Origin of the sequence: Aerosakkonema funiforme FACHB-1375 (assembly GCF_014696265.1) — a bacterium.
Taxonomy (GTDB): Bacteria; Cyanobacteriota; Cyanobacteriia; order Cyanobacteriales; family Aerosakkonemataceae; genus Aerosakkonema; species Aerosakkonema funiforme_A.
Genome location: NZ_JACJPW010000102.1, coordinates 1 through 23,187, shown reverse-complemented (window position 1 = coordinate 23,187; position 23,187 = coordinate 1). Strand labels below are relative to the sequence as shown.

Here is a 23,187-nt window from a genome sequence, read left to right as displayed (position 1 = left end):
ATTTGTGTGCGTATGGCTAATTTGAGGTACTGAAGGTAGCTCAAATTAGCCGATAGTAACGATCTTAGATTTAAACTTCGGCCTCGCCAAGGTAAAATCAACTTACCTAGAAGCTGAAGGTAGTTCTGATCGCACCAACAACAACATCGGGGTTGCGTTCGTCGTGGTTAGGCGCTGTCAGCCAGAACACTCCAGGGGTAATAGAGATATTGTCGTTGACGCGATGGGTGTAAAACACCTCAATATGATAACCAACATCGCGATCGCTCCGCTGTCCCGGTTCTAAACCGATCGCCTGTGCCAGCGCTGCATTACTGGTGCCTCCCAGCCTCGGTTGTATCCCAACAGTCAGCCCAGCCACATTTCCCTTTTTGCCCACATCATACAAAACTATATTGAAGTCGTACTGCCATACCTCAGCATCTCCCTTGGTGCCTTCTCCCAAAGTTCGCACTTTAGAATGAGCCAGACCTGCACCTACATCAAAATTTGGAAATAATCGATAGAAAGAGCCGACAAAAAAAGTGTTTGCCACCACCGGCCCTGCCCCATTTATTTTGGCTGGGTTACTACCAGCAGCCGTATCGATTCCGAACTGAGGCGAGTAGCTGTTCATATAAGACCCAGTAACCCTAAGCCGATCCAAAGTGATCACCGGACGGACAGAAGCTGCGTAACCTCCCTGGAATAGTCCCTTACTGGGGTCATTTGCCGTAAATTCGTTTGCCAAGGAAAAGTCTACGTTTAACCAGGGAGCAGCCCGCCATTGCAAACCAATCCCTGCCTGCTGGTTAATTGGGTAAAGTAAGGGACTTGTTTTACCGAAATAGGATATCGGACCGGTACCCAAGTCGGTCAAAGTGGTAATGTTAGCGGAAAGAACCCGATTGCTGGCAAACGCATCCAGAGAAACCGTCAATTTGTCGCCCACCGGGAAGCGGTACTGCAATTGGTTGAGGGAAATATCGTTATTACCAAATCCATATACGTACTTGGCCGGAATCACAAAACGAGTTTCATCGCTAGTGCCCCTAGTGTCGGTTTCGGGAAATCGGGTTTCCGTACTAAATACTTCCAGATTAGAGGCTTCCAGACCGACGATCAAGCTATCTTTACCGGAAAAGCTGGTCAGGAAAGTCAGAAAAGCTTGGTAGCCAAAAGTCGTGTTATTCGCTGGGCCAGCCCTTTCCCCAAAGGCATCTCCAACATACATCGATACCTGACCGCTAAGCTTGGTGGTAGTCGAGAACTGTTGTGTTTCTAATCTTGCTGTACGAGCTTCTAGAGAATCTACGCGCCCTCTTAAAGAAGCAAGTTCGCTAGCGAATTCTTCTTGCAATCTTTGCAAGGCGGCTAGGTCTTCTTTTGTGACGCCTTGGGGTAGGGAAGCGATGAGTTCTTGTATTCGATTCAAACATTGGTTCAAACCAGCAGCGAATTCGTAGCGCGTCATCGCCCGGTTGCCCCGGTAAGTGCCATCTGGATAACCTTCAATACAACCGTACCGCTCCACCAGAGATTGCAATGCGCCAAACGCCCAATCCGTTGGCTGCACATCTGTTAGCTGAGATACCGAGGTTACCCTTGCCATAGAAGATCTTTTTTCCGATGACTTGGGAACAAACGGATTTGCCAAGCCCGGAGTAGGTGAGGCAGTTGATTCCTCGTTGATTGCTAAATCTCCAGCTATTGCTCCGTGCGATCGCAGCAGCCCACTGCCTAACAAAGTTAGCGTCAGTGCCAAAGTTTTGCAAAATAGTTTATTCATACTTAGTATCGAAGCTCACACCACAGCCAGTTATTCGAGCCAGAAAAAGTCAACCGCATGGAAATAATGTAAAAATTTTATCACTACTTTTAAACCCATGCTTTTTTGACTTGAAGCTAAATATAGCAACAATCATATAACGAGTGATTTTTCAATTAGTAGGAAAAGTAGGTTTTTTTGAATAGCTTGTTTGGCAGAGCGATCGCATTCTTATGTATTAGCTAAGCCAGATTATGAAAGATAGTTCAACGATCGCTATGATGCAATGCTTGTTAACTTCAACAACTACAACAGCCTACAAGCACGCTCGCTCAGCTGCGTGGGCTAATTCGGCGGCCACCCGTGCGGCACTGGCTCGAATCAGCGACCAGATGAGGGGGGATAACCACCCTTGCAAAGTAATCGAACAGGAAATCTGAGTACCGCAGACTGTAGACTGCACTTTATAAGTCACCCGTTCCTCAACGCCCGGTAAAGTGAGAATACGCACGCTTAACAATTCCCTCGGTTCTACTTGTTCGACAAAGATGCGAATCGGAATAGGAATCGATCGCATCACACCTTGGTATATCAAACCCGGTTTGGCAACCAACCCCTTGGGGACATTTGTGCTGGCCAGCAGCGGATGCCAGGAAACATCAGCTAAATCTGTGACTTTTTGCCATAAAGCTTCCACGGAGGCCGAACTGAGGACTTGATATGTACGGCGTCGCGAAAAGTTGCACCAACGCCTTTTAGGAGGCTGGATAGATGGGGAGGAAAAATCAGGCATTACTACACTCCTCCTGTAGCTGGTTTCCAAAGCAGCCCTTTAGATACTGTACTGAAAAGGGGTATGTTAACGGTATTAAGAGCCTTCTTAAATCTTGTACCGTATCCCGACTCAATCTTAAGAAGTGATTTAAACGGTTTGTCCGGCAAGACCTACCTACCAGATTGGCTGAAAATAAAAGTTGTACCATCGTTCCCCTGTGATTGGGACAAAGGGGTACCAATATCCAAATTGACCGATCGTCAGATCGATCTTGATTTTCAATGTATTATATTAATGCCCCAATCAACCTTAAAAGGGTCGGGCTGGAACTGTTCCTGACCTCAAACAGCCCTAGCGGGAAAATTAAGGGCCTACATCGTAGTACCGCGATGGAAGTTCTCTGAATTTTTCAGGGATTTGGAGGCATACGCTCAGCCGTACCGAAGCATAAATACTTTAGTGCTACTGGGTTTACAGAAATGCAAAACCTCCCTCCGGACGCTGTGTAAGACCATCATCGTACTAGGTAAGAACTCTTTTTGCGAAGTCGCCAACTGGCGACGGCGGATGAAACTGGAACCTACGATACTAGGGCTGAGCGCCTGATGGTGAACAATTCATTCTCAAGAGTTTCGGACAATTAAACCACTGTCGGTTAACCAGATTAGATTACTTTTTTGAGATTATGACAGCTTTTTCGACTTCGCAGGTAACAACCCCGCAAAATATTCCGCCCGCTGACTCAAAAGCCAGAGTCAGCCAGTTTATGAAAAAGCTCCAAGACGATATTTGTCAGGCATTGGAACAGCTGGATGGCAGCGCCACTTTCAGGGAAGATAGCTGGGAAAGACCGGAAGGTGGCGGCGGTCGTTCTCGCGTACTCCGCGAAGGGGGAGTATTTGAACAGGGAGGCGTGAATTTTTCAGAGGTTTGGGGCGACCATCTGCCACCATCAATTCTGACACAACGCCCAGAAGCAGCAGGGCATCGCTTTTACGCGACTGGCACATCAATGGTCTTGCATCCGCGCAATCCCTATGTGCCAACCGTACACCTCAACTATCGCTACTTTGAAGCTGGCCCTGTTTGGTGGTTTGGTGGAGGCGCTGATTTGACCCCATACTATCCCTTTGCAGAAGATGCCGCCCATTTCCACAAAACGTTCAAGCAAGCCTGCGATGGCCACTATTCGGAATACTATCCTACTTTTAAACGCTGGTGCGATGAATATTTCTATTTAAAACATCGCCAGGAAACGCGGGGAGTCGGTGGCATATTTTTTGATTACCAAGATGGCCAGGGACAATTATACCGAGGGCCAGATGTAAATGGACTGGCAGGAGTTTACAGTGCATCTATCGGCGATCTCAAACAGCGCACTTGGGAAGAGCTGTTTGCTTTTGTGCAAGATTGCGGATATGCTTTTCTATCGGCTTACCTGCCGATCGCAGAACGACGCCGAGGAATAGAATATGGCGATCGCGAACGCAACTTCCAACTTTATCGCCGAGGGCGGTATGTGGAATTTAACCTCGTTTACGACCGAGGTACTATTTTTGGCCTCCAGACAAACGGGCGTACTGAGTCGATTCTTATGTCTTTACCGCCTCTTGTACGCTGGGAGTACGGTTATCAACCGGAACCCAACACACCAGAAGCTCAATTATATGAAGTTTTTCTGAAGCCTCAAGATTGGGCTAATTGGGTTACTCCTGTAGGGAATGTGTGAGCTAAACTACTGGAAGTCACTGAGCCCGGAATAAAATGTGCGGGCTTAGAACAGCAGCAAGCCAAGGGGTTATTAACAAGACAAAAGCAGTGTCGAGTCAATAGCTGAATCGTCTGAACGTGACAGTTTAAGGTAGAGAACGCTTACCTGCTTTTCTAGCTCTGTGACGGTTACCGCCTGAGACAATTAAAGCTTGGGGAAACTAGAATCGTCATTGCCTTGGATGTAATTTGAGAAGATATAAACTCAAACCCAGTATCCTGGAAGATCGGAACGTAAGCCTGAATAGAGATATCTCGAAATGGCAATCTGAACCCAAGAAAGCAATAGGCTTTTATTCTGGGAATGTCAAAGAAGCGACAAGCCTGAATCTCAGGTTTCCCTATATACACGTAAAGCAGGTGTTTGTACGATGGTTGCTCGGATTGAGGCTATGTGCGTAAGCTGTAGAAAGTTACGATTTAAAGGGGAGGGGCAGTGATTCACATCGAGCAAAAAACACACACGCTCCAAGACGGCACTACCGTTATCGTCTTGACGCCTACAGGCCGCTTAGACATCACAACAGCATGGCAATTTCGCCTTAAATTGCAAGAGTGTATCTCCAAGCTCAGCCGTCATGTGGTGGTCAATCTCGGTCAGGTCAATTTTATTGACAGTTCTGGCCTGACTTCGTTGGTAGCGGGAATGCGGGATGCTGACAAGGTGAAGGGTAGTTTCCGCATTTGCAACGTGCATCCAGAAGCCAGATTGGTGTTTGAAGTGACTATGATGGATTCAGTGTTTGAAATTTTTGAAACTGAGGAAGACGCCCTAGAGGGTGTTCCCCGCAACAGCATAGCCTCTTGAGTCACTTTGTCTTAGCAGACAAAACGTTTAGCTACCAAAAGCTTAATAGGGAGTAGGAGACAGGAATTACCGACTAGAGCGTCAGTTAAGAATTTGGCCTATGCAAGTAAAAACCCGGTTTATTTAGCTGAAAAACCCAATTTATGGTTTTACAACCAAACAACCGGTTTCCGCCATTGCTTGACCGAAGCTCTAGCCTCCAGTCCCTCTCATAAAGGTAGTTGGGCAGAAAAATCTTGACGCTTGGTGAAGCGGTATGGCCCCATAATAGCTCCCCAAAGGGCTTTGCCAGTCTGAGGTTCGATTCCTTTGTCATAACTTAAGAATGAATCGGGACTTGCTTCAAATCCCAGAAAAACTTGGAAAGTTTCTTCTCGATAGGTAAAGCGGCAACGCTCGTTTGGTGGCAACGATGCCTGAAAGCGATATCCTCCAGAATCTAAGAAACTTTTAGTGACGTTGAGCTTGCAAGTAGGGAGTAGTTGTATGCGATCGACTGTGAGGGTGTTGAGTAGATCCGGGTGGCAACCGCCACCTTTAACAGCTAAAGGATCTTCGATAGCATAGTACTGCGCCTGAATCGAAGAGTCTGGGTTGCTGCTGTCCTGTAGCCTGATAATCCGCTGGCGGTAAGCTTTGTCTGGGTAGAGATAGTTAGCTTGCTCGGCAAACAAAGTCAGACTATCTTCCACAAATAAAGGTATGGGTCGCTGCCAGAGGCGTAAGTGGACATACCAAGCAGGCTCAGCGATCGCTTGGTCGCTATTTTCAAATTCACCAGCCATGTAGCGAGCTAAAGCAATTAATTCAGGAGAAACCATTATTTTTGTGCCGGAATTGAACTAAAATACTTCCGTTGTCTTTGAATTGACACCAACAAGTGTTTAAAGGCGTAGCTTAAAAAAGCTGATGGCAACCTTGCATTTTACTGCATCGCAACGGGAATAAGCAGATATTCCCAAACCATTTTATTTGCGCGATCGCCTTGGCAAAGTTGCACTTAAACGAGAAAATAAAGTTAAATCATCCTCAAAATGCTTTCTGTGAATAACGACCGCACTGTTTCAGATACCAAGCGAACTTTCTACAGCCTTCACACTCGTCCTATCAATACCATCTATCGGCGAGTAGTTGAAGAATTGATGGTAGAAATGCACTTACTGTCGGTCAATGTTGATTTTCGCTACGACCCTATCTACGCTTTTGGGGTTGTTACCACCTTCGATCGCTTTATGCAAGGCTATCGCCCAGAAGCAGATAAAGAGCCGATTTTTGAAGCCATCTGCAAAGCGGTGGAAGGTGACCCGCAACGATACAGGCAAGATGCAGCATGGTTGCAGGGATGGGCAAGTCAGAGATCGGCTCGCGATGTGGTGGAAATTTTTACTCAAGCACCTCACTTTGGTAATGCAGGTGACTTGAGTGCAACGCTTCAGGCGATCGTCAATAATCCCAAATTCAAATACAGCCGCTTGTTTGCGATCGGTCTGTTCACTTTCCTAGAAGTAGCAGAGTCCAGCATGGTCAAAGACGCAAAGCAACTAACTGAAGCACTAAAACAAATAGCTGCTGGGTTGCACTTACCAGACGACAAACTGCAAAAAGATCTGGAACTCTACCGCAGCAATCTGGAAAAAATGGCGCAAGCGCGGTTAATTATGGAAGATACCGTCAAAGCAGAGCGCAAAAAACGCGAACAACGCGCTGCAGATAGAGGTGTGGTAGTTGCGCCCCCAAACGGCCAAAAAGATACGAGTGATGGGTCTGCTAGCTCTAATTAATCAGTTTTTCTGTTCTCAGAGATAGCAATAATGATTTTTTGCTATCTCTCACAATTAAACGACTTTCTCAAAAACTCCCTCGCCAAAAATTGCTCCTTATTGGTATTTAGCTATCAAAATGAATAAAATTGAGCCGAATTAGTTAGATTTTTGGTGACTGTATTTACCCGAAAATTCAATGCTTTATTAAAAGGTTTTTGACAATTTTCGCACTTAAATCACCACCGATTCACTATCAGAAGTATAGTAATCGCTTTCGTCAGTTAGGACGCTACTAATACCTGAAAGCCTTGATTTTAGGCTCTTCTTCCTCTCGTCCCTGGCGATAAATATCTAGCCCCTAATCGCTAGCTATACAATGACTGGGCTTAACTTCCGCCTAGCTAAACGACCAAACAACAAAATAATGTCAGTCAGTCATTATTAAGCGGAAACTAAACCCAGTCCTTAAAGAAAAAGTTATTTAGGTAAACTGAGAGTGAACCTTAACGGCGCTTCGGCACCTTGTTGAGGTAATCGATGTCAAACGCAGATAGGCGTTGCGCGTAATTGCGCTGCCCACTGACGGCAGCAGCCAATCCGCGGAACTTGCGGGGGTCGCCTTCGGGAAGTTGCCGGTCTTGGAACTTGCGGCTGTAGAATTTTTCCAGCGTAAAGCGCCAGTCGGTTTTGACGGTGCCAGCAGTTTCTTGGAAGTCTTCGCCGTAGCGAGGAGTTACCAAGTTGAAAGGACGCCCTTCCATGCGTTTGCGTTGGTAGGGTATGGTGAAGTCACCAAAAGCGGCGGTGTATTCATCACTATCAACTAGCGCATCCACGAAGCCATTAAAGCCCTTGGTAGCGATGACAATTGACCAAGTGATTTCTTCGTCTTTGTTGTAAGAATCGCGACCTAACAAACGCTTGAGACAGATTTGTACCAAGCGATAGTTATTGTTGACGGAAACAACCAAGCGATAAAATGCCTCGGTTTTCGCTAATTCCCGGATGAAGTCGCGTACCGTCAGAGAACGATTCGCGAAGCGAGTTTCCAAGGTAATGTTACGGTTGAATTTGAGGATTTCGTGTTCGCTGAAGACTTGACGATAAGCTGCCCAAACTAACTGCTTGATCTCGGATGGGGAAGCAGCATCTTCGAGGCGATAGATATAAGGCGTATCTTCATTGAGGTCAGCTGACCCGAAGCTTTTGACACGCTGGTTTTGGGATGATGGTTTGTATGCAAGCAACGGCAATGCCATGCAAAATTCTCCTAATGTGGTTGAGAGGTTAGTAAATTAGGCAACAAAGGTAATTGCGATCGCAGATTGGTTTTCTTTCCCATTATCCACTACCGTTTACCAATTACCGACGCTGTGGAAAACTGGCGACGCTGTTAATTGAAGCCAGAACTCCATCAGGCTTGTTATCGCGTGTTGTGTCGGGAATCTTGATGTTAGCTGTGCTAACGTTCACATTTTGGTTAACCGGTTTGATTTGAATAGACCGTGCCAAATCTAGGAAGTTACGGATATCGCCCCACTTGTAGCGCTCATCTTCTAGCTTATCGCGCCAGTAGTTGCCGTAACTGGGAGTTACCAAATTAAAGGGGCGGTCTTTGTAGCGACGACGTTGATAGGGTACGATCGTATCGCTGAAGTTAGCTTGATACTCTTCGCTATCGACGAGGGCATCAACAAAGCTGCCTATGCCGCCGGTGGCGATTTTAATCGACCAAGCAATTTCTTCGTCTTTGTTGTATGGGGCGCGACCCAGGATACGTTTAAGGCAAACTTCCACAACTCGATAGTTGGAGTTTTTCTCTACAACTAAACGATAAAATGCTTCTGTTTTAGCCAAGCCACGGATAAAATCCCGCACGGTGATTGCCCGATTTTTCACCTGGGATTCTAAAGTAATCTGGCGAAAAGATTTGAGGATTTCGTGTTCGCTGAAAATTTGGCGGTAAGCTGCCCAAATTAATTCTTGAATGTCAGCATCGTCGATGCAATCTTCAATCCGATAAATTCTGGGGGTGTCTTCATTCCCAACTTCGTACCCCGATACTCGCTGGTTTTGCGAGGATGGTTTGTATGCTAGCAAAGGTATTGACATGAGGCTTGTTGTGATTGGTTAGTGGTTAGTTGTCAGCCGTTATTTTGTTTGCATTTGATGGTTCATTGTTCATTGCAATTAAGAATAAACTATGAAGACAAACAATGAACGACAAACTAAGAAGCTACACTTTAGGATCGGAGGGTATGTAGCGATAGGGAAGGGCAACTTCGGTGCGACTCACTGCTGGTTTAACGGTGGTACCTTGGCGAGTCATATCCGGAATTTCAGATCTTCTGGCTTGATTGATTGCCCGGTCTTTGTATCGCTGATAATTGACTTGAGGGGTAACGATACTGCGAGCCATTTCCAAAAAGTTACTGGGAATCGCTCTGCGAGCAACTTGTTTGTCTGGTTCGCCTGTACCGTAAAGCTTCACTTGATAGTAGCTGCGACCTTCGAGCTGAATCAAGCGAGTGCGCCAATAGTCGCTATAGCGAGGATTTACCAAATTGAACGGACGTTCGTTGAAGCGACGGCGTTGATAAGGTACGAGGTCATCGCCAAAGTTTTGCAGATATTCTTCGCTATCAACAATGGCGTCAATGAAGCCGTGCAATCCCTTGGTTGCTATGACAATTGACCAGGAGATTTGTTCATCTTTGTTGTAGCTGGCACGTCCCAAGAAGCGCTTGAATGTGATGTCAACCAAGCGGTAGTTGGAGTTTGTTTCAGCTACCATATTCCGGTAAACTTCGGATTTGCCGAGTCCCCGAATAAACTCTCTGAGGGATATCGATCGATTCCGCAATAATGATTCTAAAGAGACTTGGCGGTGGCTTTTGAGGATCAACTGTTCGCTGAAAATTTGGCGATAAGCTGCCCAGATAATTTCATTAACATCGGACTCAGACGAATTAGGATTCAAACGATAAAGAGTGGGGTCGTCTTCGTCGGGAACTTCGTAGCCTGCTACGCGCTGATTTTGCGTAGTTGGTGTAATTTCTAGAAGTGGGATTGCCATTTTTAGGTAGTTGATGGTTGATTTCGATAGCTAATTTGTTAGTTATCACTGTCAGTTGTTAGTTGTCAGTTGTTAGTTGTTTTGATTGCTAACTGCTGACAGTTGCTAATCGCACCCTAGCACGAACTGCTCGATCGCTTTCCGATGCGAGCATTTGCTGGAAATGCGTTTGGATTTGCTCTTTGAAGCCGGACTCTTGAGCCAGGGATTGCAAACCGACAACGGCTGCATAGCGGATCGACCAGTCGGAGTCTTGAGAGACTTGTCGAAGCGCTTGAAAAGATTTTTCTTGGGCGGCTTGAATCAGATCGGGACTGAGCTGCTGCCAATGAAGGTTTCCCAATCCTTTGGCGGCGGCACGGCGGACGCTGGGGGCAAAGTCGGTCAGAGCTGCTTTGTGCAAGATTTCCAGGGCACGGGTATCTGCGATCGCAGCTAAGGCGCGGATGGCATAAGCCCTCGCACCGTAGTTGTACCCATCTAGTTTTTCCAGCAAAGGAGGTACTGCTGATGCTCCCATTTGGATCAGCCCTGCCACTGCTGCTAATGCTGCACCTGGGTTGTTATAACCCAAAGCGGCTATTAAAGTGGGAATTCCTGCTTCTAAACGGGCATCTGCTAGGGCGCGTACTGCTGCTATAAGCCGTCCGGGGTTATCCGCTTCTTCAACAGCTTGAATGAGGGATTGAGGGCTGGGTGAGTTTTGAATTTTGAGTTTTGAGTTTTGAGTAGAAAAATTGTCCCGATTTCCTACTCCCCAGTTTTGCGGTTGCCCTGTTTCATTTCCCATTCCCGTTTCCCAATTTTCCATCCCTGTTTCCAATTCCCTGTTTACAAGAGAGTGTCCATCAGGTGCATAACTTTGATGGCGGCATCGTTGAGCGTGTCCGGTTTGTCTGGGCTAAGTTGATGTTCTAGTAAGCCTTTGAGGGCGATCAGTTTAAAGCTGTTTTCTGCTGCTGAGGAGGCAATTGCATCAGCTGCCGGTAAATAGCCAATAGCGCCCAGGTCAGACAAAGCTATCCGGCGCAATTGTATATCTTTGCCGGCCAAAGCTTGCACAAGGCGTTCTCCGTATGCAGAATCTTCGGTTAGCTGGTACATAGCTCTAGCGGCAGAGTATTGCACTCGCTCTACTGGGTGTTCTAGGAAGGGTTCGATTTGGGAAATTGCTTCTCTTGCTTGGAGAGATCCCAAGGCTTCCATCACCGCTTCGTAGGGTTGTGTTAGGTGAGGTTGTCCGGGTACCTGCACAGCAGCTGCCAAACCACCGTTTAGCAGCTGCATCAGTGCTGGAATACTTACCGGGTCGCCCAGCATACCCAGCGACTGTGCAGCCGCTTCTCTGACATAGAAGTCAGTGCAATCCAAACACCGGAGCAAACCAGGTACAGCCCTCAGATCTCCTATTTTTCCCAACGCCCGCGCTGCATTGCGCCGTAGGGGATAGCCTCCTAACTCTGTGCGGTCAGCTTCGTCTTCTAGTGCCGCAATCAGGGCAGTTACAGCTGTTTCGGTGCGAATCTGGAATTTTCCCAGCCACCAAGCAGCATAGTAGCGAAGACTCAAGTCTGGGTGGGTGAGATTGGCGATCGCTTGCGCTTCCGTTAAGGGGGGAGCATTTTGCATTTCGCCAGAGGTCTCAGGATTGAACTCCTGCATGGATCTGGTGTGTAAGGGTTTGTCGCTATTGCGATCGACTTCTCTTGCCGCTTATTTTTCTGATTCTATTGGGCTGCGGCAGCTTCTTCGCTAGTTAAAGATTGAATGCTGACGATTTTTCCGCCCAAACGATTAATTCGCCGCATTTCCTCATTCATACGGCTGTAAGGCACCGTAATAAAAACGCTGCCACTGCGGCGAATGGCGTAGCTATTTTTGTCGTTTTCTTCGTTTTGGCGTAAGCCAACAACTTCATAACGAAAAACACGGCTACCAGAAGGCGTGTTTCCAGCGCTACCGATCGCGGTTTGACCAAGCATTGTTTTTACCTCCTGTTATTGGGATTTTGGATTTTGGATTTTGGATTAAATCTAAGTTCCAAAATCTAAAATTATTAAGCTGGGGTGACGCTGACGATTTTGCCGCCTGCTTTGAGAATTTGCTGCATCTTGTTGGACAGATTCTCGTATGGCACTAGGAAAGCAGTGCTGCTGCGACGCACTCCGGGATATCCTGGCTGACGAATACCTGCGACCTCAAGGCGATAGACGCGGCCACTTTCGCCGTAAGAACCACCCAAACAGTTACGGGGAGGCACATCGCCAGATGCGCGGTAGTAAGACCAGCTTTCATCGCTACCTGAAGGTTTTACGATCGAGGAAGCGCTGTTTTGCGCCAATTCGCGAGCGAGGTGAGAGATGTTACCTTCTACTTGGGAACGATCGCTGTTAGCGTAACCCCGGTACAGCCTGAACAGGCGGGTGAAACCTACCGTTCTTTGTCCTGCTTGATAGGCAAAACCGCAATAGTAGGGCACAATATTGTCGCCGAAGTTGCTTTGATACTCCAGAGAATCGATGTAGGAGTCTATTTCAGCGTCGTAACCTTTGTTTTGATACAAATCGAGGTGATAAGCTACCTCTGATTCATCATAGGGTGCCCGTCCCAACAGATGTTTATAGTTGAGTTCAATCAACCGGGTTTGGAAATTGTTGTAGAAAAACTTGGTTTTGTATAGCTCCGATTTAGCTACGGCGCGTACAAACTCTTTGACTGTCAGATTACCATCTTTCAAAAGCGATTCGGCGCTGATCAGGCGTTCTGACGCCATTAAATAGTCATTGCCGAGAACCTGACGGTACACGGCACGAATCACATTCTCGATATCTTCTTTCGTTGCGTAGGGGCGTAGTTCAACCTTAGCTGCATCGCTAAAAGCTGAGGTTCCCAAGCGGGATGCTGCTGCTGTTATTGCCACTTTTCCTTCTCCCAACAAACTTTTTTGTCATTTGTCAGTTGTCAGATCTCATTTGTCAGTTGTCATTTGTCATTTGCCTTTTCGATCGCTTTCTATTTATGCTTCGCCGGATCGACAAGAGAGAAATGAACAACGAAAAATTACCAATGACTGATGACTCATGACCCAGTAGATAAAACAATGCCCGGAGAAATAAGCAACTGCTAGTTCCACAACCAGCACCTGCATACCCCTCCGGGCCATAGCGATCGATTAGCTCAGGGCGTTGATCGCGTAGTCGATGTAGGTGTTAGCTTCGTTAGCAGCTTGGCCGCTCAGACCGTGATTGCCTTTGATGTACTTGAGGGCTTCAACGTACCAGCTGGGAGACAGATCGAAAGCGCTGTTGATTTCGCTTAAGCCAGCAATCAGGAATTCATCCAATGGGCCAGTACCACCGGCAACCAAGCTATAGGTAATAATGCGTAGGTAGTATCCGATGTCACGAGCGCACTTGGATTTGCCTTCCGAAGAGGAGGCATACTGAGAGCCTTGCAGTTGGGTGGTGTAGGGGTACTTTTGATACACCGCGTTAGCTGCACCGTCAACTAGCTTTTGCGCGTTGTTGGTCAGAGCGCGAGCAGCTTCCATGCTAGCGCCAGCGCGTTCTAACCGACCGCGAACAGCTTGCAGTTCGGTGTTGCTCAGAAAACGGCCTTGGGTATCAGCTGCTGCGATCGCTTCGGTAATTGGGGTCTTCATGTTCTTGGTATCTCCGGTATTCTTTGCAAAGTTTGCTAACTAACTTGGGTAAATCGCGTCTACTGTAATGCTTTTGCAGGATACTATTCCTGCCAGAGCTTTTAAAGCTTTAATTAAGCAACAGCAGCGGCAGCGCGATCGAAGTAGCTGGCCACTTCAGAAATCAAGGAGCTGCAATCGCCTTGGGTGATGCCTTGAGGATCGTTAGCGATCGCAACAGCAGCGTCCTTCATTTTGCCTACGCCAACTGCCACGGAAGAACCGGGGGTACCCAGAGCTTGGTAGGTTTCGCGCAGACCGTTCAAGCAGCGGTCATCCAACACGCTGGAGTCGCCGGCCAGGATCGCGTAGGTAACATAACGCAAGATGATTTCCATGTCGCGCAAGCAAGCTGCCATGCGACGGTTGGTGTAAGCATTGCCACCAGGAGCGATCAGCTGAGGTTGTTCGGCAAACAGTGCGCGAGCGGCGCTAGCAACGATGGTGGAAGCATTGCTGGTGATGCGGTTAACAACATCCAAGCGCTTGTTTCCATCGCGAACTAAGTTGCTGAGGGCATCCAGTTGGGCGCTGCTGAGGAATTCACCTTTGGCATCTGCCTGAGAAACAACCTTGGCGAATGCGTCTAACATGAGCTCAATCTCCTAAATTTGTTTGGTTGAGAGCGTTTTGGATTAAAAACTGGTATCTCGGTTAAGCTAATTCAGGCATCTGAACCAGCTTGGCGGGGTTTTTCACAGACGGCGAGCAAATGCACCTTTTCTGGTTACTTCCCCTACCGCTTGCTTCCTTGTGGGAACCTTTTATAAGGATAGAGGATATTTCTGAGAAATTTTCAACCTTTTATGAGAAAGGCTAAAACTTTCTTAATCAGTGCTTTGTCTGACTTTTGCCTGTCTGCTAATCCCTACAGGTTATGTTTATACACTGCCGTTCGAGCTTTATTTATTACAAATTATTAAGTTCCTTCACCGAGTACGAACAAAAGCATCAAATGCTTTATATATCTTGCTTCTGCACTCTGGCAACTCCGATATTTCGTTACATTACTTCATGTATTTATACTTATCGGTTCGTCTGAGCCTAGTTTTATTATTTCTTTATAATCGTCACAATTACCGTATCCTAAAGAATTTAGGCTGAGGTTGAGTCCGATCGGGCAATGAGTTTTGTGTACAAATGTAAACTCGAAATAAGTAAAGAAATGTAAATTACGAGAGATGAGGGATGGCCCCTCGTCGGCGTAACACTTCCAGAAGGGTGACAAAGTGTTGCGGTAGGGGCGCTGTAACTTGGATCATCTGTCCGGAGATAGGATTTTGCAAAGAAAGTCGCCAAGCATGAAGCGCCTGACCCGGCAAATTGACCCCGATGTCCCGTCCGGAACTGTAAACCGGGTCGCCCACGATCGGATGACCCATGTGAGTGCTGTGGACGCGAATTTGATGAGTGCGACCGGTTTCTAGCTGGAAGTGGATCAGGGTGTAATTGCCGAGGCGTTCTTGGACTCGCCAGTGGGTCACGGCGGAACGCCCGCCCTTTTCTTCCGGGACAACGGCCATTTTTTTGCGATCGACCGGATGGCGACCGACCGGTTGTACGATCGTCCCAGTTTCCGTTTTGGGGACACCGTAAACCACACCTAGATATTCCCGGCGGGCGGTTTTTGCTTTCAGTTGCGCTTGCAGGTGTTGGTAAGCGAGGTCGGTTTTGGCAACTACCATCGCACCGGTGGTATCTTTGTCCAATCGATGCACAATACCGGGACGGTGGACGCCGCCAATTTCTGCCAGAGGACAATGTGCCAAAAGGGCATTGACAAGAGTACCCGCTTGGTGTCCGGCGGCGGGATGTACGACTAAACCGGCAGGTTTGTTGACAATCAGCAAGTTGTCGTCTTCGTAGAGGATATCGAGGGGAATTTCTTCGGGTTGGATTTCGGTAACTTGGGCGTTGGGAATGGTAACGTGGATGCGATCGCCTGTTTTGACTTTGGTGTTTTTGAACGCGCAAATTTTCCCGTTGATTTGCACCCACCCTTGTTCGATCAGTTTTTGGATGCGGGAACGGGAAAGATCTGGTAATTTATTGGTTAACCAACGATCGAGGCGATCGATTTGGTTGTCTGTGAGGAAGTCGGTGGTTTCGTTGACTGTGAGGTCAATTTCTGAGTGAGAGATGGGGGTTTAGCTGAACTCGTTATTTCTATTTTACGAACCGCGAAGACGGGAAGGAAGAGAGGGATTTGGGAGTGCGATCGCTTAGGATGGGGTTGAGATGTGTTTTAAACCAGATTGCGATCGGTTGTGGTACACCTTCGATCTGCGTTCATCTGCGGTAAAAAATATAGCCGATTTCAGTTGGGTGAAGTATACCGGGTTTCTGTGTACCTCATATCGTGTCTGGTTGGATGGCTAGTATAAGAATGATGTTGAGCATTATCTGCATGAATCGTGGGTTAAATTTTAACCACAGATGAAAACAGATAAACACAGATGAACACAGATGTGAATGCAAATTTTTGACGTTACTGATGCAACGGGACATGATATCACTCAATATTGAAGTGCTGTAAATTTGTCTTCTGTTTGGCGAGAACGAAAGGAGATTCGACATCTATAATCCAATTTTCATCAACGATTTGCAAATTCTCATCCAAGACGAGAATTAGATCGCCGATTTCATCATCCTTGTATTCATTTTTGCTATCCCAGTAACCGCGCAGTTTAAAATTGCATGATTCTAGATGCTGTTTGGCTAGATTTTTTACATCTAAATCTGCTAAAATTTTATCTAACTCGTGACAAATCTGTTCGGTTTTTATGTTGTCGCTGTTTATCATGAAGGCGGATCGTGCGATCGCAACATTCCTAACGCAGTTGCAACTATTAAGCTAGCTAGCAATCCCAGCATCAGACTGATAATCAAACTGACGCTGAAGTTTAACAGCGCATTGCTGGGGATGAAAATATCTTTGCCGTTCTCTATTTTTGCCGATCGCTGTTTGGTGATAGCTTCTACAAATGGAGAAACTGCTGATGCGGTTACCGATGCAACTCCTACGCCTACACCCACGACGGCTACGCCATTTTGGAAGTTGCGCGTTTGCGTTTCGATGCGGCGATCGCTCTGGGCTTGCTCTATTTCTACTATACCGCGAATTGTGTCGCGCAAGCTGGACAAAATTCCCAAACTGGCTTGGAAAGTGGCGTAATCTTGCTGAATTTGTTTCTGGTATTGATTCGTAATGACATTGAATTCTTCCAGAAACTTAAGATTCGTATCGCCTTCTTGACTCGCTTTATTGATGATGTGATTCAACCAAGCTTTATAGTTTTGCCGATTTACTTCGATCGCTTGATTCAGAATTTCCATCTGTTCCAATTGTATGACATAATTGGATAAAAATGCTATATTTCTCTTGAGAAGAGATAAATCCAGTTGCGACTTATTGATTTGTTGAATTGTCTCGTTTACCAAAGAAAGCTGATTGTGCAGCCTTTCGCTGATTCGGCGCGATTCGCGATAAGCCCAGAAGATTTTATGACGGTGGCATAATAAATGCAGCCAAGAATCATAAAACTGGGCGGCTTTAGCCATCGTGTCTTGATTTGGATAGATAACGATGAAAACAGTACTTTTTTCTTCATCGCCGCCATCGCCATTTTCAATACTTTGCCAATAGTGAGATTGGGGAGATTGCCAAACCTCAAAAACATCAGCGCCTAAAAACTTCCCAGTCCTCACATATTGCCAATCTTTTCCCGTGAACGAGTGATAGGCAGATTTGGCGATATCTTCTGGAGAAAAGGATGAATCTCGATAACCAGAAATCATCCAAGTTTTACCCAAATCGCCATGTTTATTGTTGATAATTTCCTTGAGTGATTGGAAGCAGCGGGCTAAGATGGTTGAGTGTTGTTCTTCTTCTATACAACAATCCACCAATAGCCCATAAGTATCACTCAAAAGTAGAGGATAATAATAACCGCCGATTTGGTGACCAAAAACAACTCTTTTTTGGATGGGATAAGTTTTTTTGCCCTGCGTTAATTCCAATAATTTGATAGTATCTGAATTAGCTGCCTTGGCTTCCGTCTCAAAGTCAACTTGGGTTTCCGGCGGCAAATTAGCCCAGAATTGCGCGTGATTTTCCCTGATTTTCTCTTGACTTTCTCCTAATCCATCTCTCAGATGATAGAGAAACAGATCTAAACTGGGGTAGTAGATGTACGGTGATGGGTTCATGGGTTTATGGCATCATAACTATTTGAATACTTTCCAAGCCTTCTTCTTTAACTTCCGTTTGGATGGCGGTTTGCACGTTTGGCTCTATTAATATTTGGATAATGCGCGGCAGTTTATTTTGTAGTATAATTACATCGGCAGCGGTTTCGTCTTCTTCCGGTTCGCCTGCTTTGTTGCGTTCGTCAAACTCGAAGACCTCGTATAAAATTTTGCGTACATCGCGATAGCAAGCTTCCAACTTGTCATCTTTTTTGATTAAACTTCTGATGGCAAGCGTTACAGACTGATTGTTAGCTAAAGATTCACCAATTTTATTGATATCGGCGATGAGTTCCGATGACAAGGGCGTTTCTAAGTTGTGAAGCGCTTGCAGAAGAATTTGCAGCGTGAGGGCGTCCGGGAAAGAAATTTGCGGTTGTAGGGTAGTCATGACTGCACCTTGCCAGAGAGGATAAATCCTGCCCAATAATAAGGATGGGCATAAGACCGATCGCATAATCCCATTTTACCTGCCTTGTCTTCTGCGCGATCGGCAGTACCCTCCAGAAATTCGCTGCAATGGGGCGCTTCCGACTCCAACTCAACCGCAAACTGGCGAAGCAACGGGATAACCGTGCTATATTCCACAGTGCGAAGCCAGTTTTGGGCTTGTTTGAGTGCGACGGCGGGGGGAACGCTTTCCTTTAGCAACTGGTAAAAGCGAATCATCACCAAAGCAGTCGAGATTTCTTGCACCCGCCAAAGAGTGCTGATAACATAAGTTGCACCCTTCGCCAGAAAACCGCTGACAAGTCCGACAAATTCATCAATCAAGCCTTCGTTACCGGTCAGTCCCGTCTCGCAAGCAGAAAGACAAACGAGTGCGTGACTGGGCGTATCCAAATCGAAGATATCCCGCAGAGTCAGTTTTGTTTTGTTCGCCAATAACAAAGCCGACTCAATCGGTCTGTTTAGATTGTGGTAGGCGTGACCGGTAAAATGGAAGATATCCGCCGATGTACCCAGCAGTTCTATGACTTTATCTTTAGTCGCATCTGTACTGTAGCGACGATGATGGGGGAAAAGTTCCGCAATTTTAGCCGATTCAACTGCCGCATAAGGCATAAAATCAGAAGGATGTTCCACACTCAGCAGTTGTGCGCCGATGTCAGGGGATGAGTGTTGCAACTGAATGCCAAGTTTAGCACTAGGTAGATAGGTGATAGTGAATTTTTCTGGAAACAGATAATGGAGAGGTAGCAAGTGCAAATCGCGGTGAGGAATTAAGATTAATTGGGTAACATCATCACCTATCTTATTGTTGATTGTCTCAATATCCAGAATCTTACCCAACTCAATCAGGCGATTTTCCATTTCATCGCGCCAACGCCCTTTGCCTTTTTCTTTCTTCGCCTTTTCGCGGTCGGTTTTATAGTCTTCTTTCCAATCTTTTAGCCAATCTTCAAAATTTTGGAATTGAATGTCAGCAACGGCGGGGTTATCTGGGCTATTTTGGGGAGAGATAACCTGTATGCCGTCATGGTGGATAATAAAAGTAGTAATCGCAGCAGGGCTGTAATGCCAGTAAACCGCGCAAGTTTGGCTATTCAGCAGTTGTTGAATATCGGCATATTTTACGGGGCTTTCATCAAACGTCTCTGCATAACGGTTACTCTGCATCCAACGCAAGCAGAGATTTTTGCGTTTTTCCGCTAACAAAAGTGCTTCTATCTGCTTTTCTGGTTGCGGTGACTGCGCTAACAGCACTACTCGCAATTGACTGAAGGTAGCGAATTTGTTGGCTAACTGGATTTTCCTTTCTTGTGAATCAGTTTCTGGTAACAAATTTTCCAGCATCGTATCGCCAATATCCAAACATAGCTGAAAATCTTCTTGGTAGTTGAGGGCGTTACAGACTTTGGCTAAGTTTTGTAAGATTTCCAGATATAATAACTGGAAGCGGGGGCTAACTTGTGTGCCCAGAACTTCTCCTAAGATGGAAGTTTGGGAACCGGAAAGTGTTTTTAGGGCGGTGATATAACTGTTTCTTGATTCGCGCCAGTAGGGGTGGGGATTTGGTTGTTGTTTTCCGTAACGATAGTGGGCCTCACCTTTCTGCTGATGTAAGTCAGCGCAACCTTCTTGATAGTCGCGTGTCTCTGGCTGGAGAGATTGCAACCCCTCATCCCAGTTTCGCAATGCTGCTTGATAGCCGTGTAATTTATAGATTGCACCACCTCGATTTGCCCAACTTTCCCATAATTGATTGTGCGTTATTTCTAAAGCGCGGTTGTAGGCTTCGATTGCTTGTTGGTCGTGCCCGTGCCCTAAGTTTTCCAGTGTAACGCCCAAACTATTCCAGGCTTGGTGAAAGTTAGGGGAAATGTCGATCGCCCGTTGAAAGGCTTCGATTGCTCGTTGGTACTGCCCTAAGTTATACAGCACATTGCCCAAACCATACCAGGCATTGTGGTAGTTAGGGGAAATGTCGATCGCCCGTTGAAAGGCTTCGATTGCTTGTTGGTACCGCCCTAACTTTTCCAGCGTAGCGCCCAAACTATTCCAGGCTTGGTGAAAGTTAGGGGAAATGTCTATCGCCCGTTGAAAGGCTTCGATTGATTGTTGGTACTGCCCTAAGTTATACAGCGCATTGCCCAAACCATACCAGGCATTGTGGAAGTCAAGCACAATCTCGATCGACCGTTGAAAAGCTTCCATTTTTTGTTGGTAGTGCCCTAAGTTCTTCAGGGTATTGCCCAAACCATTGCGGGCATCGTGGAAGTTAGGGGAAATCTCGATCGCCCGTTGATAAGCTTCGATCGCTTCTTGGTACTGCCCTAAGCTATACAGCGCATTGCCCAAACCAGACCAGGAATCGTGGTTGTTAGGGGAAATCTCGATCGCCTGTTGATAAGCGTCAATTGCTTCTTGGTACTGCCCTAAGTCTACCAGCGCATTGCCCAAACTATTCCAGGCTCGGTGGAAGTTAGGGGAAATCTCGATCGCCCGTTGATAAGCTTCGATCGCTTCTTGGTGCTGCCCTAACTTCTTCAGCATATCGCCCAAAAATTCCCAACCATTGTAGAAGTTAGGGTAAATCTCGATCACTCGTTGAAAGCAACCAACTGCCGCCTGAATATTACCAGCATCATATTGATCAAAGGCTCGCTTAAACCACTCTACAGCTTCCCCATCTACATCTACTGGAACACCATGAGCGCCTCGTATGAACGACTCTAGAACTTTCCCACCTACATCTACTGGAACATTATCAGAAACCGAAATTGTTGTATTGGCAATTTGCTTATCAACACTTGAGATAACAGATGTGGCGACAATACTTGTTTGAGTTTCTGAATTTCCCAACAATTCCCTGCCAATTTCTCCCGCCACATCTCCCAATTCCCCACCAGCAACCTTACCCAGTTGCACCATCCGCCGCGCTAATTTCCGATGGGATTCGGGTGATTCCAACAACTTGCTGCCAAAGCCACGCAACCACGCCGCCAACTCATCTTCATCAACAAGTTTGGTAAACAAAAAACTTTTAATATTCTGCCGACTCGGATTTTCTCCCTCCCTATCCAGCAGTTGCAAAAACAAACTTTCATATTCTGCATCGCTGCGCCGAGGTGCTTTCCTCTTACCTGCCTTAGCGGTAGCTGGTGTATTGTCCCTACGGATGCGTGACGGCAAAAACAACTGCTGCCACAATCTTTTTAGCCAGCGCCCAATCTTTTTGAACATCAGCTGCACCCTGGAGTTACAGTTATCCTCGATTGTAGCCGTTTATGGTTGAGGTTGGTCTGAAAATATCGATTTTGTTAATGTTGTAGGGGCGAAGCATTGCGGCGATAAATTGAATTGGAATGGCGAAAATTTCTATTCCGCAATGCTTCGCCCTGTCTTGGCGCGGAATCTTAACCGGAACATGGCGAAGAGTTTGGATAAAAAATATTTGGTTTTATGTAAGGATTTGTCGGCGTAATGTAACCTGGAGAGAGTGAAACATTCGGACATATAATCTTCCGTTTTGTGTAAGAAATTGTCGCCTCGCTTTAACCCGAGAGGGCGAAGCATTCGGACATATAATTTTTGGGTTTGTGTAAGAAATTGTCGCCCGAATGCTTCGCCCCTACAAAGGCGATCTGGTACAAAGATCGATTAATATTCCTACCCACACAATCACTCTTTAGTTTCTGACGCGATGGATAGCTTCTTTCTTCTCTCAATTCTTTCTAACCGTTGTTGACACAATTCTATTTCCATCATTGCATTTAATTGTTCCAATTTCAAATTCCAAATATCAAGCTGGCGGTTAACTTCCTGAAAGCGTTGCTGAATGCGCTTGAATTTTTCTGGGTCTGCTATTCTTTTGGGCTGGTTCATAATAACTGGAGTTTAGACTATCGCACCGCAGGTGCGATGTCTAAACTCCTAAGAGTAAAGTTTTACTGACGCGATCGACTCGATAGATAAAAGTTGAGCAAAGCTGAAGTACAAGTGTACTAATGACACAGGTACTCCAGTCTGGTAGAAGCTAAAAGTTGTACCACCAACTAGCATCTACATAATGATTAAAGCTGACAAACTAAAAGCTTTTCGTCAAGCCGCTTATGAACATTTAACCAAAGCCAAGGATGCTACATTTGAACTGACAGATGCTATCCTGTTCACCCGTCATGCTCAGTGTCTAGCAGATCTATCATTATCACCAGTGTTTCGACGGTCTTGGCCAAGTGTCTATGAGGCTCTACAAGATTGTAGGCCACAGCGTAACAAGCTGATGCGTCTTTACATCGAACAGATGCCAACAGATGTACGCCCAATATTAGCAGGTGACCACACAGTTTGGCCCAGAGAAGATGCACAAACACTACAAGAAAGAACAGTTGAACACCAAGCAACTGCTGTGAATGGGAATCGACCGATTACCATCGGTCAGGGATACAGTACCATTGCGTGGATACCAGAAGATTCCGGTAGTTGGGCAATACCATTAAGACACGAACGAATTACCAGCTGGGAAAATCCGATCAATAAAGCCGTATGGCAGCTAAAACAGGTGTGTAAATACTTACCCACTAGGCCGATTTCTTTGTGGGATAGCGAATATGGATGCGCCCCTTTCATACTTAAGACGGCTAATATTCCAGCAGACAAATTAATTCGTCTGCGTTCTAATCTATGTTTATGGACTGCGCCGCCAAGTTATTGTGGGAAAGGACGTCCTCGCCTACATGGAAATAAGTTTAAACTGAATGATTCCACCACTTGGACGCCAGCAATTGAAAGTGTAGAAGTAGCTCACCCTCAATTGGGACAACTACGAATTAGTTTATGGCAAGACTTACATTTCC

General features: G+C 46.2%; 22 protein-coding genes. 4 read left to right on the top strand and 18 right to left on the bottom strand.

Going from position 1 to position 23,187, the window contains the following annotated elements; translation table 11 throughout:
- Positions 1 to 106: 106 nt before the first annotated feature.
- Entirely contained in the window at positions 107 to 1,768 is a 1,662-nt protein-coding gene (locus H6G03_RS28970) for an iron uptake porin (RefSeq protein WP_190472502.1), read from the bottom strand.
- Between the two features lie 295 nt (positions 1,769 to 2,063).
- Complete coding sequence (locus H6G03_RS28965) at positions 2,064 to 2,540, bottom strand: SRPBCC family protein (RefSeq protein ID WP_190472500.1); 477 nt, start codon at positions 2,538 to 2,540, stop codon at positions 2,064 to 2,066.
- Between the two features lie 667 nt (positions 2,541 to 3,207).
- Between H6G03_RS28965 and hemF the strand changes: the two genes are divergently transcribed.
- A complete protein-coding gene (gene hemF / locus H6G03_RS28960; RefSeq protein WP_190472497.1) occupies positions 3,208 to 4,251 on the top strand; it encodes an oxygen-dependent coproporphyrinogen oxidase in 1,044 nt (347 codons plus the stop codon).
- A 477-nt stretch (positions 4,252 to 4,728) separates the two neighbouring features.
- Positions 4,729 to 5,100: an anti-sigma factor antagonist gene (locus tag H6G03_RS28955; protein WP_190472495.1), complete on the top strand. Its 372-nt coding sequence runs from the start codon at positions 4,729 to 4,731 to the stop codon at positions 5,098 to 5,100.
- Positions 5,101 to 5,309: 209 nt separating this feature from the next.
- Here the strand turns inward: H6G03_RS28955 and H6G03_RS28950 are convergent, their stop codons facing one another.
- Entirely contained in the window at positions 5,310 to 5,924 is a 615-nt protein-coding gene (locus H6G03_RS28950; protein WP_190472522.1) for a CpcT/CpeT family chromophore lyase, read from the bottom strand.
- Between the two features lie 219 nt (positions 5,925 to 6,143).
- Between H6G03_RS28950 and psb29 the strand changes: the two genes are divergently transcribed.
- Positions 6,144 to 6,881: a photosystem II biogenesis protein Psp29 gene (psb29, locus tag H6G03_RS28945; RefSeq protein ID WP_190472493.1), complete on the top strand. Its 738-nt coding sequence runs from the start codon at positions 6,144 to 6,146 to the stop codon at positions 6,879 to 6,881.
- 485 nt (positions 6,882 to 7,366) lie between these two features.
- Here the strand turns inward: psb29 and H6G03_RS28940 are convergent, their stop codons facing one another.
- The 15 genes from H6G03_RS28940 to H6G03_RS28865 all read right to left on the bottom strand — a co-directional run bounded on the left by H6G03_RS28940 (position 7,367) and on the right by H6G03_RS28865 (position 22,216).
- Positions 7,367 to 8,122, bottom strand: a complete 756-nt coding sequence (locus H6G03_RS28940) for a phycobilisome rod-core linker polypeptide (RefSeq protein ID WP_190472490.1) — start codon at positions 8,120 to 8,122, stop codon at positions 7,367 to 7,369.
- A gap of 103 nt (positions 8,123 to 8,225) precedes the next feature.
- On the bottom strand, positions 8,226 to 8,975 hold the full coding sequence (locus H6G03_RS28935) for a phycobilisome rod-core linker polypeptide (protein WP_190472487.1): 750 nt from the start codon (positions 8,973 to 8,975) through the stop codon (positions 8,226 to 8,228).
- A gap of 124 nt (positions 8,976 to 9,099) precedes the next feature.
- On the bottom strand, positions 9,100 to 9,939 hold the full coding sequence (locus H6G03_RS28930) for a phycobilisome rod-core linker polypeptide (RefSeq protein ID WP_190472484.1): 840 nt from the start codon (positions 9,937 to 9,939) through the stop codon (positions 9,100 to 9,102).
- 88 nt (positions 9,940 to 10,027) lie between these two features.
- The gene (locus H6G03_RS28925) at positions 10,028 to 10,750 is read right to left on the bottom strand and encodes a HEAT repeat domain-containing protein (protein WP_242056824.1); all 723 of its coding nucleotides are present in this window, start codon (positions 10,748 to 10,750) and stop codon (positions 10,028 to 10,030) included.
- Positions 10,751 to 10,770: 20 nt separating this feature from the next.
- Positions 10,771 to 11,568 (bottom strand): HEAT repeat domain-containing protein, encoded by a 798-nt coding sequence (locus H6G03_RS28920; RefSeq protein ID WP_242056825.1) that lies wholly within the window; start codon positions 11,566 to 11,568, stop codon positions 10,771 to 10,773.
- Positions 11,569 to 11,666: 98 nt separating this feature from the next.
- Positions 11,667 to 11,921 carry a phycobilisome linker polypeptide gene (locus tag H6G03_RS28915; protein WP_190472478.1) on the bottom strand — a complete coding sequence of 85 codons (255 nt, stop codon included), beginning with the start codon at positions 11,919 to 11,921 and terminating at the stop codon, positions 11,667 to 11,669.
- A gap of 74 nt (positions 11,922 to 11,995) precedes the next feature.
- Positions 11,996 to 12,859, bottom strand: coding sequence for a phycobilisome rod-core linker polypeptide (locus H6G03_RS28910; RefSeq protein ID WP_190472475.1), 864 nt, complete (start codon positions 12,857 to 12,859; stop codon positions 11,996 to 11,998).
- A gap of 252 nt (positions 12,860 to 13,111) precedes the next feature.
- Positions 13,112 to 13,600 carry a phycocyanin subunit alpha gene (cpcA, locus tag H6G03_RS28905; RefSeq protein ID WP_190472472.1) on the bottom strand — a complete coding sequence of 163 codons (489 nt, stop codon included), beginning with the start codon at positions 13,598 to 13,600 and terminating at the stop codon, positions 13,112 to 13,114.
- A 113-nt stretch (positions 13,601 to 13,713) separates the two neighbouring features.
- Positions 13,714 to 14,232, bottom strand: a complete 519-nt coding sequence (locus tag H6G03_RS28900) for a phycocyanin subunit beta (RefSeq protein WP_190472469.1) — start codon at positions 14,230 to 14,232, stop codon at positions 13,714 to 13,716.
- A gap of 579 nt (positions 14,233 to 14,811) precedes the next feature.
- On the bottom strand, positions 14,812 to 15,765 hold the full coding sequence (locus tag H6G03_RS28895; RefSeq protein WP_322111994.1) for an RluA family pseudouridine synthase: 954 nt from the start codon (positions 15,763 to 15,765) through the stop codon (positions 14,812 to 14,814).
- A gap of 386 nt (positions 15,766 to 16,151) precedes the next feature.
- Positions 16,152 to 16,442, bottom strand: coding sequence for a hypothetical protein (locus H6G03_RS28885; RefSeq protein ID WP_190472463.1), 291 nt, complete (start codon positions 16,440 to 16,442; stop codon positions 16,152 to 16,154).
- On the bottom strand, positions 16,439 to 17,848 hold the full coding sequence (locus H6G03_RS28880; RefSeq protein ID WP_190472460.1) for a hypothetical protein: 1,410 nt from the start codon (positions 17,846 to 17,848) through the stop codon (positions 16,439 to 16,441). Before H6G03_RS28880 ends, H6G03_RS28885 begins: the two co-directional genes overlap by 4 nt.
- Positions 17,849 to 17,852: 4 nt before the next feature.
- On the bottom strand, positions 17,853 to 18,278 hold the full coding sequence (locus H6G03_RS28875; protein WP_190472457.1) for a hypothetical protein: 426 nt from the start codon (positions 18,276 to 18,278) through the stop codon (positions 17,853 to 17,855).
- A complete protein-coding gene (locus H6G03_RS28870) occupies positions 18,275 to 21,574 on the bottom strand; it encodes a CHAT domain-containing protein (protein ID WP_190472455.1) in 3,300 nt (1,099 codons plus the stop codon). Before H6G03_RS28870 ends, H6G03_RS28875 begins: the two co-directional genes overlap by 4 nt.
- Before the next feature lie 438 nt (positions 21,575 to 22,012).
- Positions 22,013 to 22,216: a hypothetical protein gene (locus H6G03_RS28865; RefSeq protein WP_190472453.1), complete on the bottom strand. Its 204-nt coding sequence runs from the start codon at positions 22,214 to 22,216 to the stop codon at positions 22,013 to 22,015.
- Between the two features lie 184 nt (positions 22,217 to 22,400).
- Between H6G03_RS28865 and H6G03_RS28860 the strand changes: the two genes are divergently transcribed.
- The coding region (locus H6G03_RS28860; RefSeq protein ID WP_199315526.1) for a transposase at positions 22,401 to 23,187 on the top strand (787 nt) is incomplete at its 3' end.

Bases quoted from the DNA above. Each gene is read 5' to 3' on its own strand.
- H6G03_RS28970 (WP_190472502.1), bottom strand. From the start codon at position 1,768: ATGAATAAACTATTTTGCAAAACTTTGGCACTGACGCTAACTTTGTTA.
- H6G03_RS28900 (WP_190472469.1), bottom strand. From the start codon at position 14,232: ATGTTAGACGCATTCGCCAAGGTTGTTTCTCAGGCAGATGCCAAAGGT.
- H6G03_RS28880 (WP_190472460.1), bottom strand. From the start codon at position 17,848: ATGAACCCATCACCGTACATCTACTACCCCAGTTTAGATCTGTTTCTC.
- H6G03_RS28870 (WP_190472455.1), bottom strand. From the start codon at position 21,574: ATGTTCAAAAAGATTGGGCGCTGGCTAAAAAGATTGTGGCAGCAGTTG.
- hemF (WP_190472497.1), top strand. From the start codon at position 3,208: ATGACAGCTTTTTCGACTTCGCAGGTAACAACCCCGCAAAATATTCCG.
- cpcA (WP_190472472.1), bottom strand. From the start codon at position 13,600: ATGAAGACCCCAATTACCGAAGCGATCGCAGCAGCTGATACCCAAGGC.
- H6G03_RS28940 (WP_190472490.1), bottom strand. From the start codon at position 8,122: ATGGCATTGCCGTTGCTTGCATACAAACCATCATCCCAAAACCAGCGT.
- H6G03_RS28915 (WP_190472478.1), bottom strand. From the start codon at position 11,921: ATGCTTGGTCAAACCGCGATCGGTAGCGCTGGAAACACGCCTTCTGGT.
- H6G03_RS28875 (WP_190472457.1), bottom strand. From the start codon at position 18,278: ATGACTACCCTACAACCGCAAATTTCTTTCCCGGACGCCCTCACGCTG.
- H6G03_RS28930 (WP_190472484.1), bottom strand. From the start codon at position 9,939: ATGGCAATCCCACTTCTAGAAATTACACCAACTACGCAAAATCAGCGC.
- H6G03_RS28885 (WP_190472463.1), bottom strand. From the start codon at position 16,442: ATGATAAACAGCGACAACATAAAAACCGAACAGATTTGTCACGAGTTA.
- H6G03_RS28965 (WP_190472500.1), bottom strand. From the start codon at position 2,540: ATGCCTGATTTTTCCTCCCCATCTATCCAGCCTCCTAAAAGGCGTTGG.
- H6G03_RS28865 (WP_190472453.1), bottom strand. From the start codon at position 22,216: ATGAACCAGCCCAAAAGAATAGCAGACCCAGAAAAATTCAAGCGCATT.
- H6G03_RS28935 (WP_190472487.1), bottom strand. From the start codon at position 8,975: ATGTCAATACCTTTGCTAGCATACAAACCATCCTCGCAAAACCAGCGA.
- H6G03_RS28920 (WP_242056825.1), bottom strand. From the start codon at position 11,568: ATGCAAAATGCTCCCCCCTTAACGGAAGCGCAAGCGATCGCCAATCTC.
- H6G03_RS28925 (WP_242056824.1), bottom strand. From the start codon at position 10,750: ATGGAAAATTGGGAAACGGGAATGGGAAATGAAACAGGGCAACCGCAA.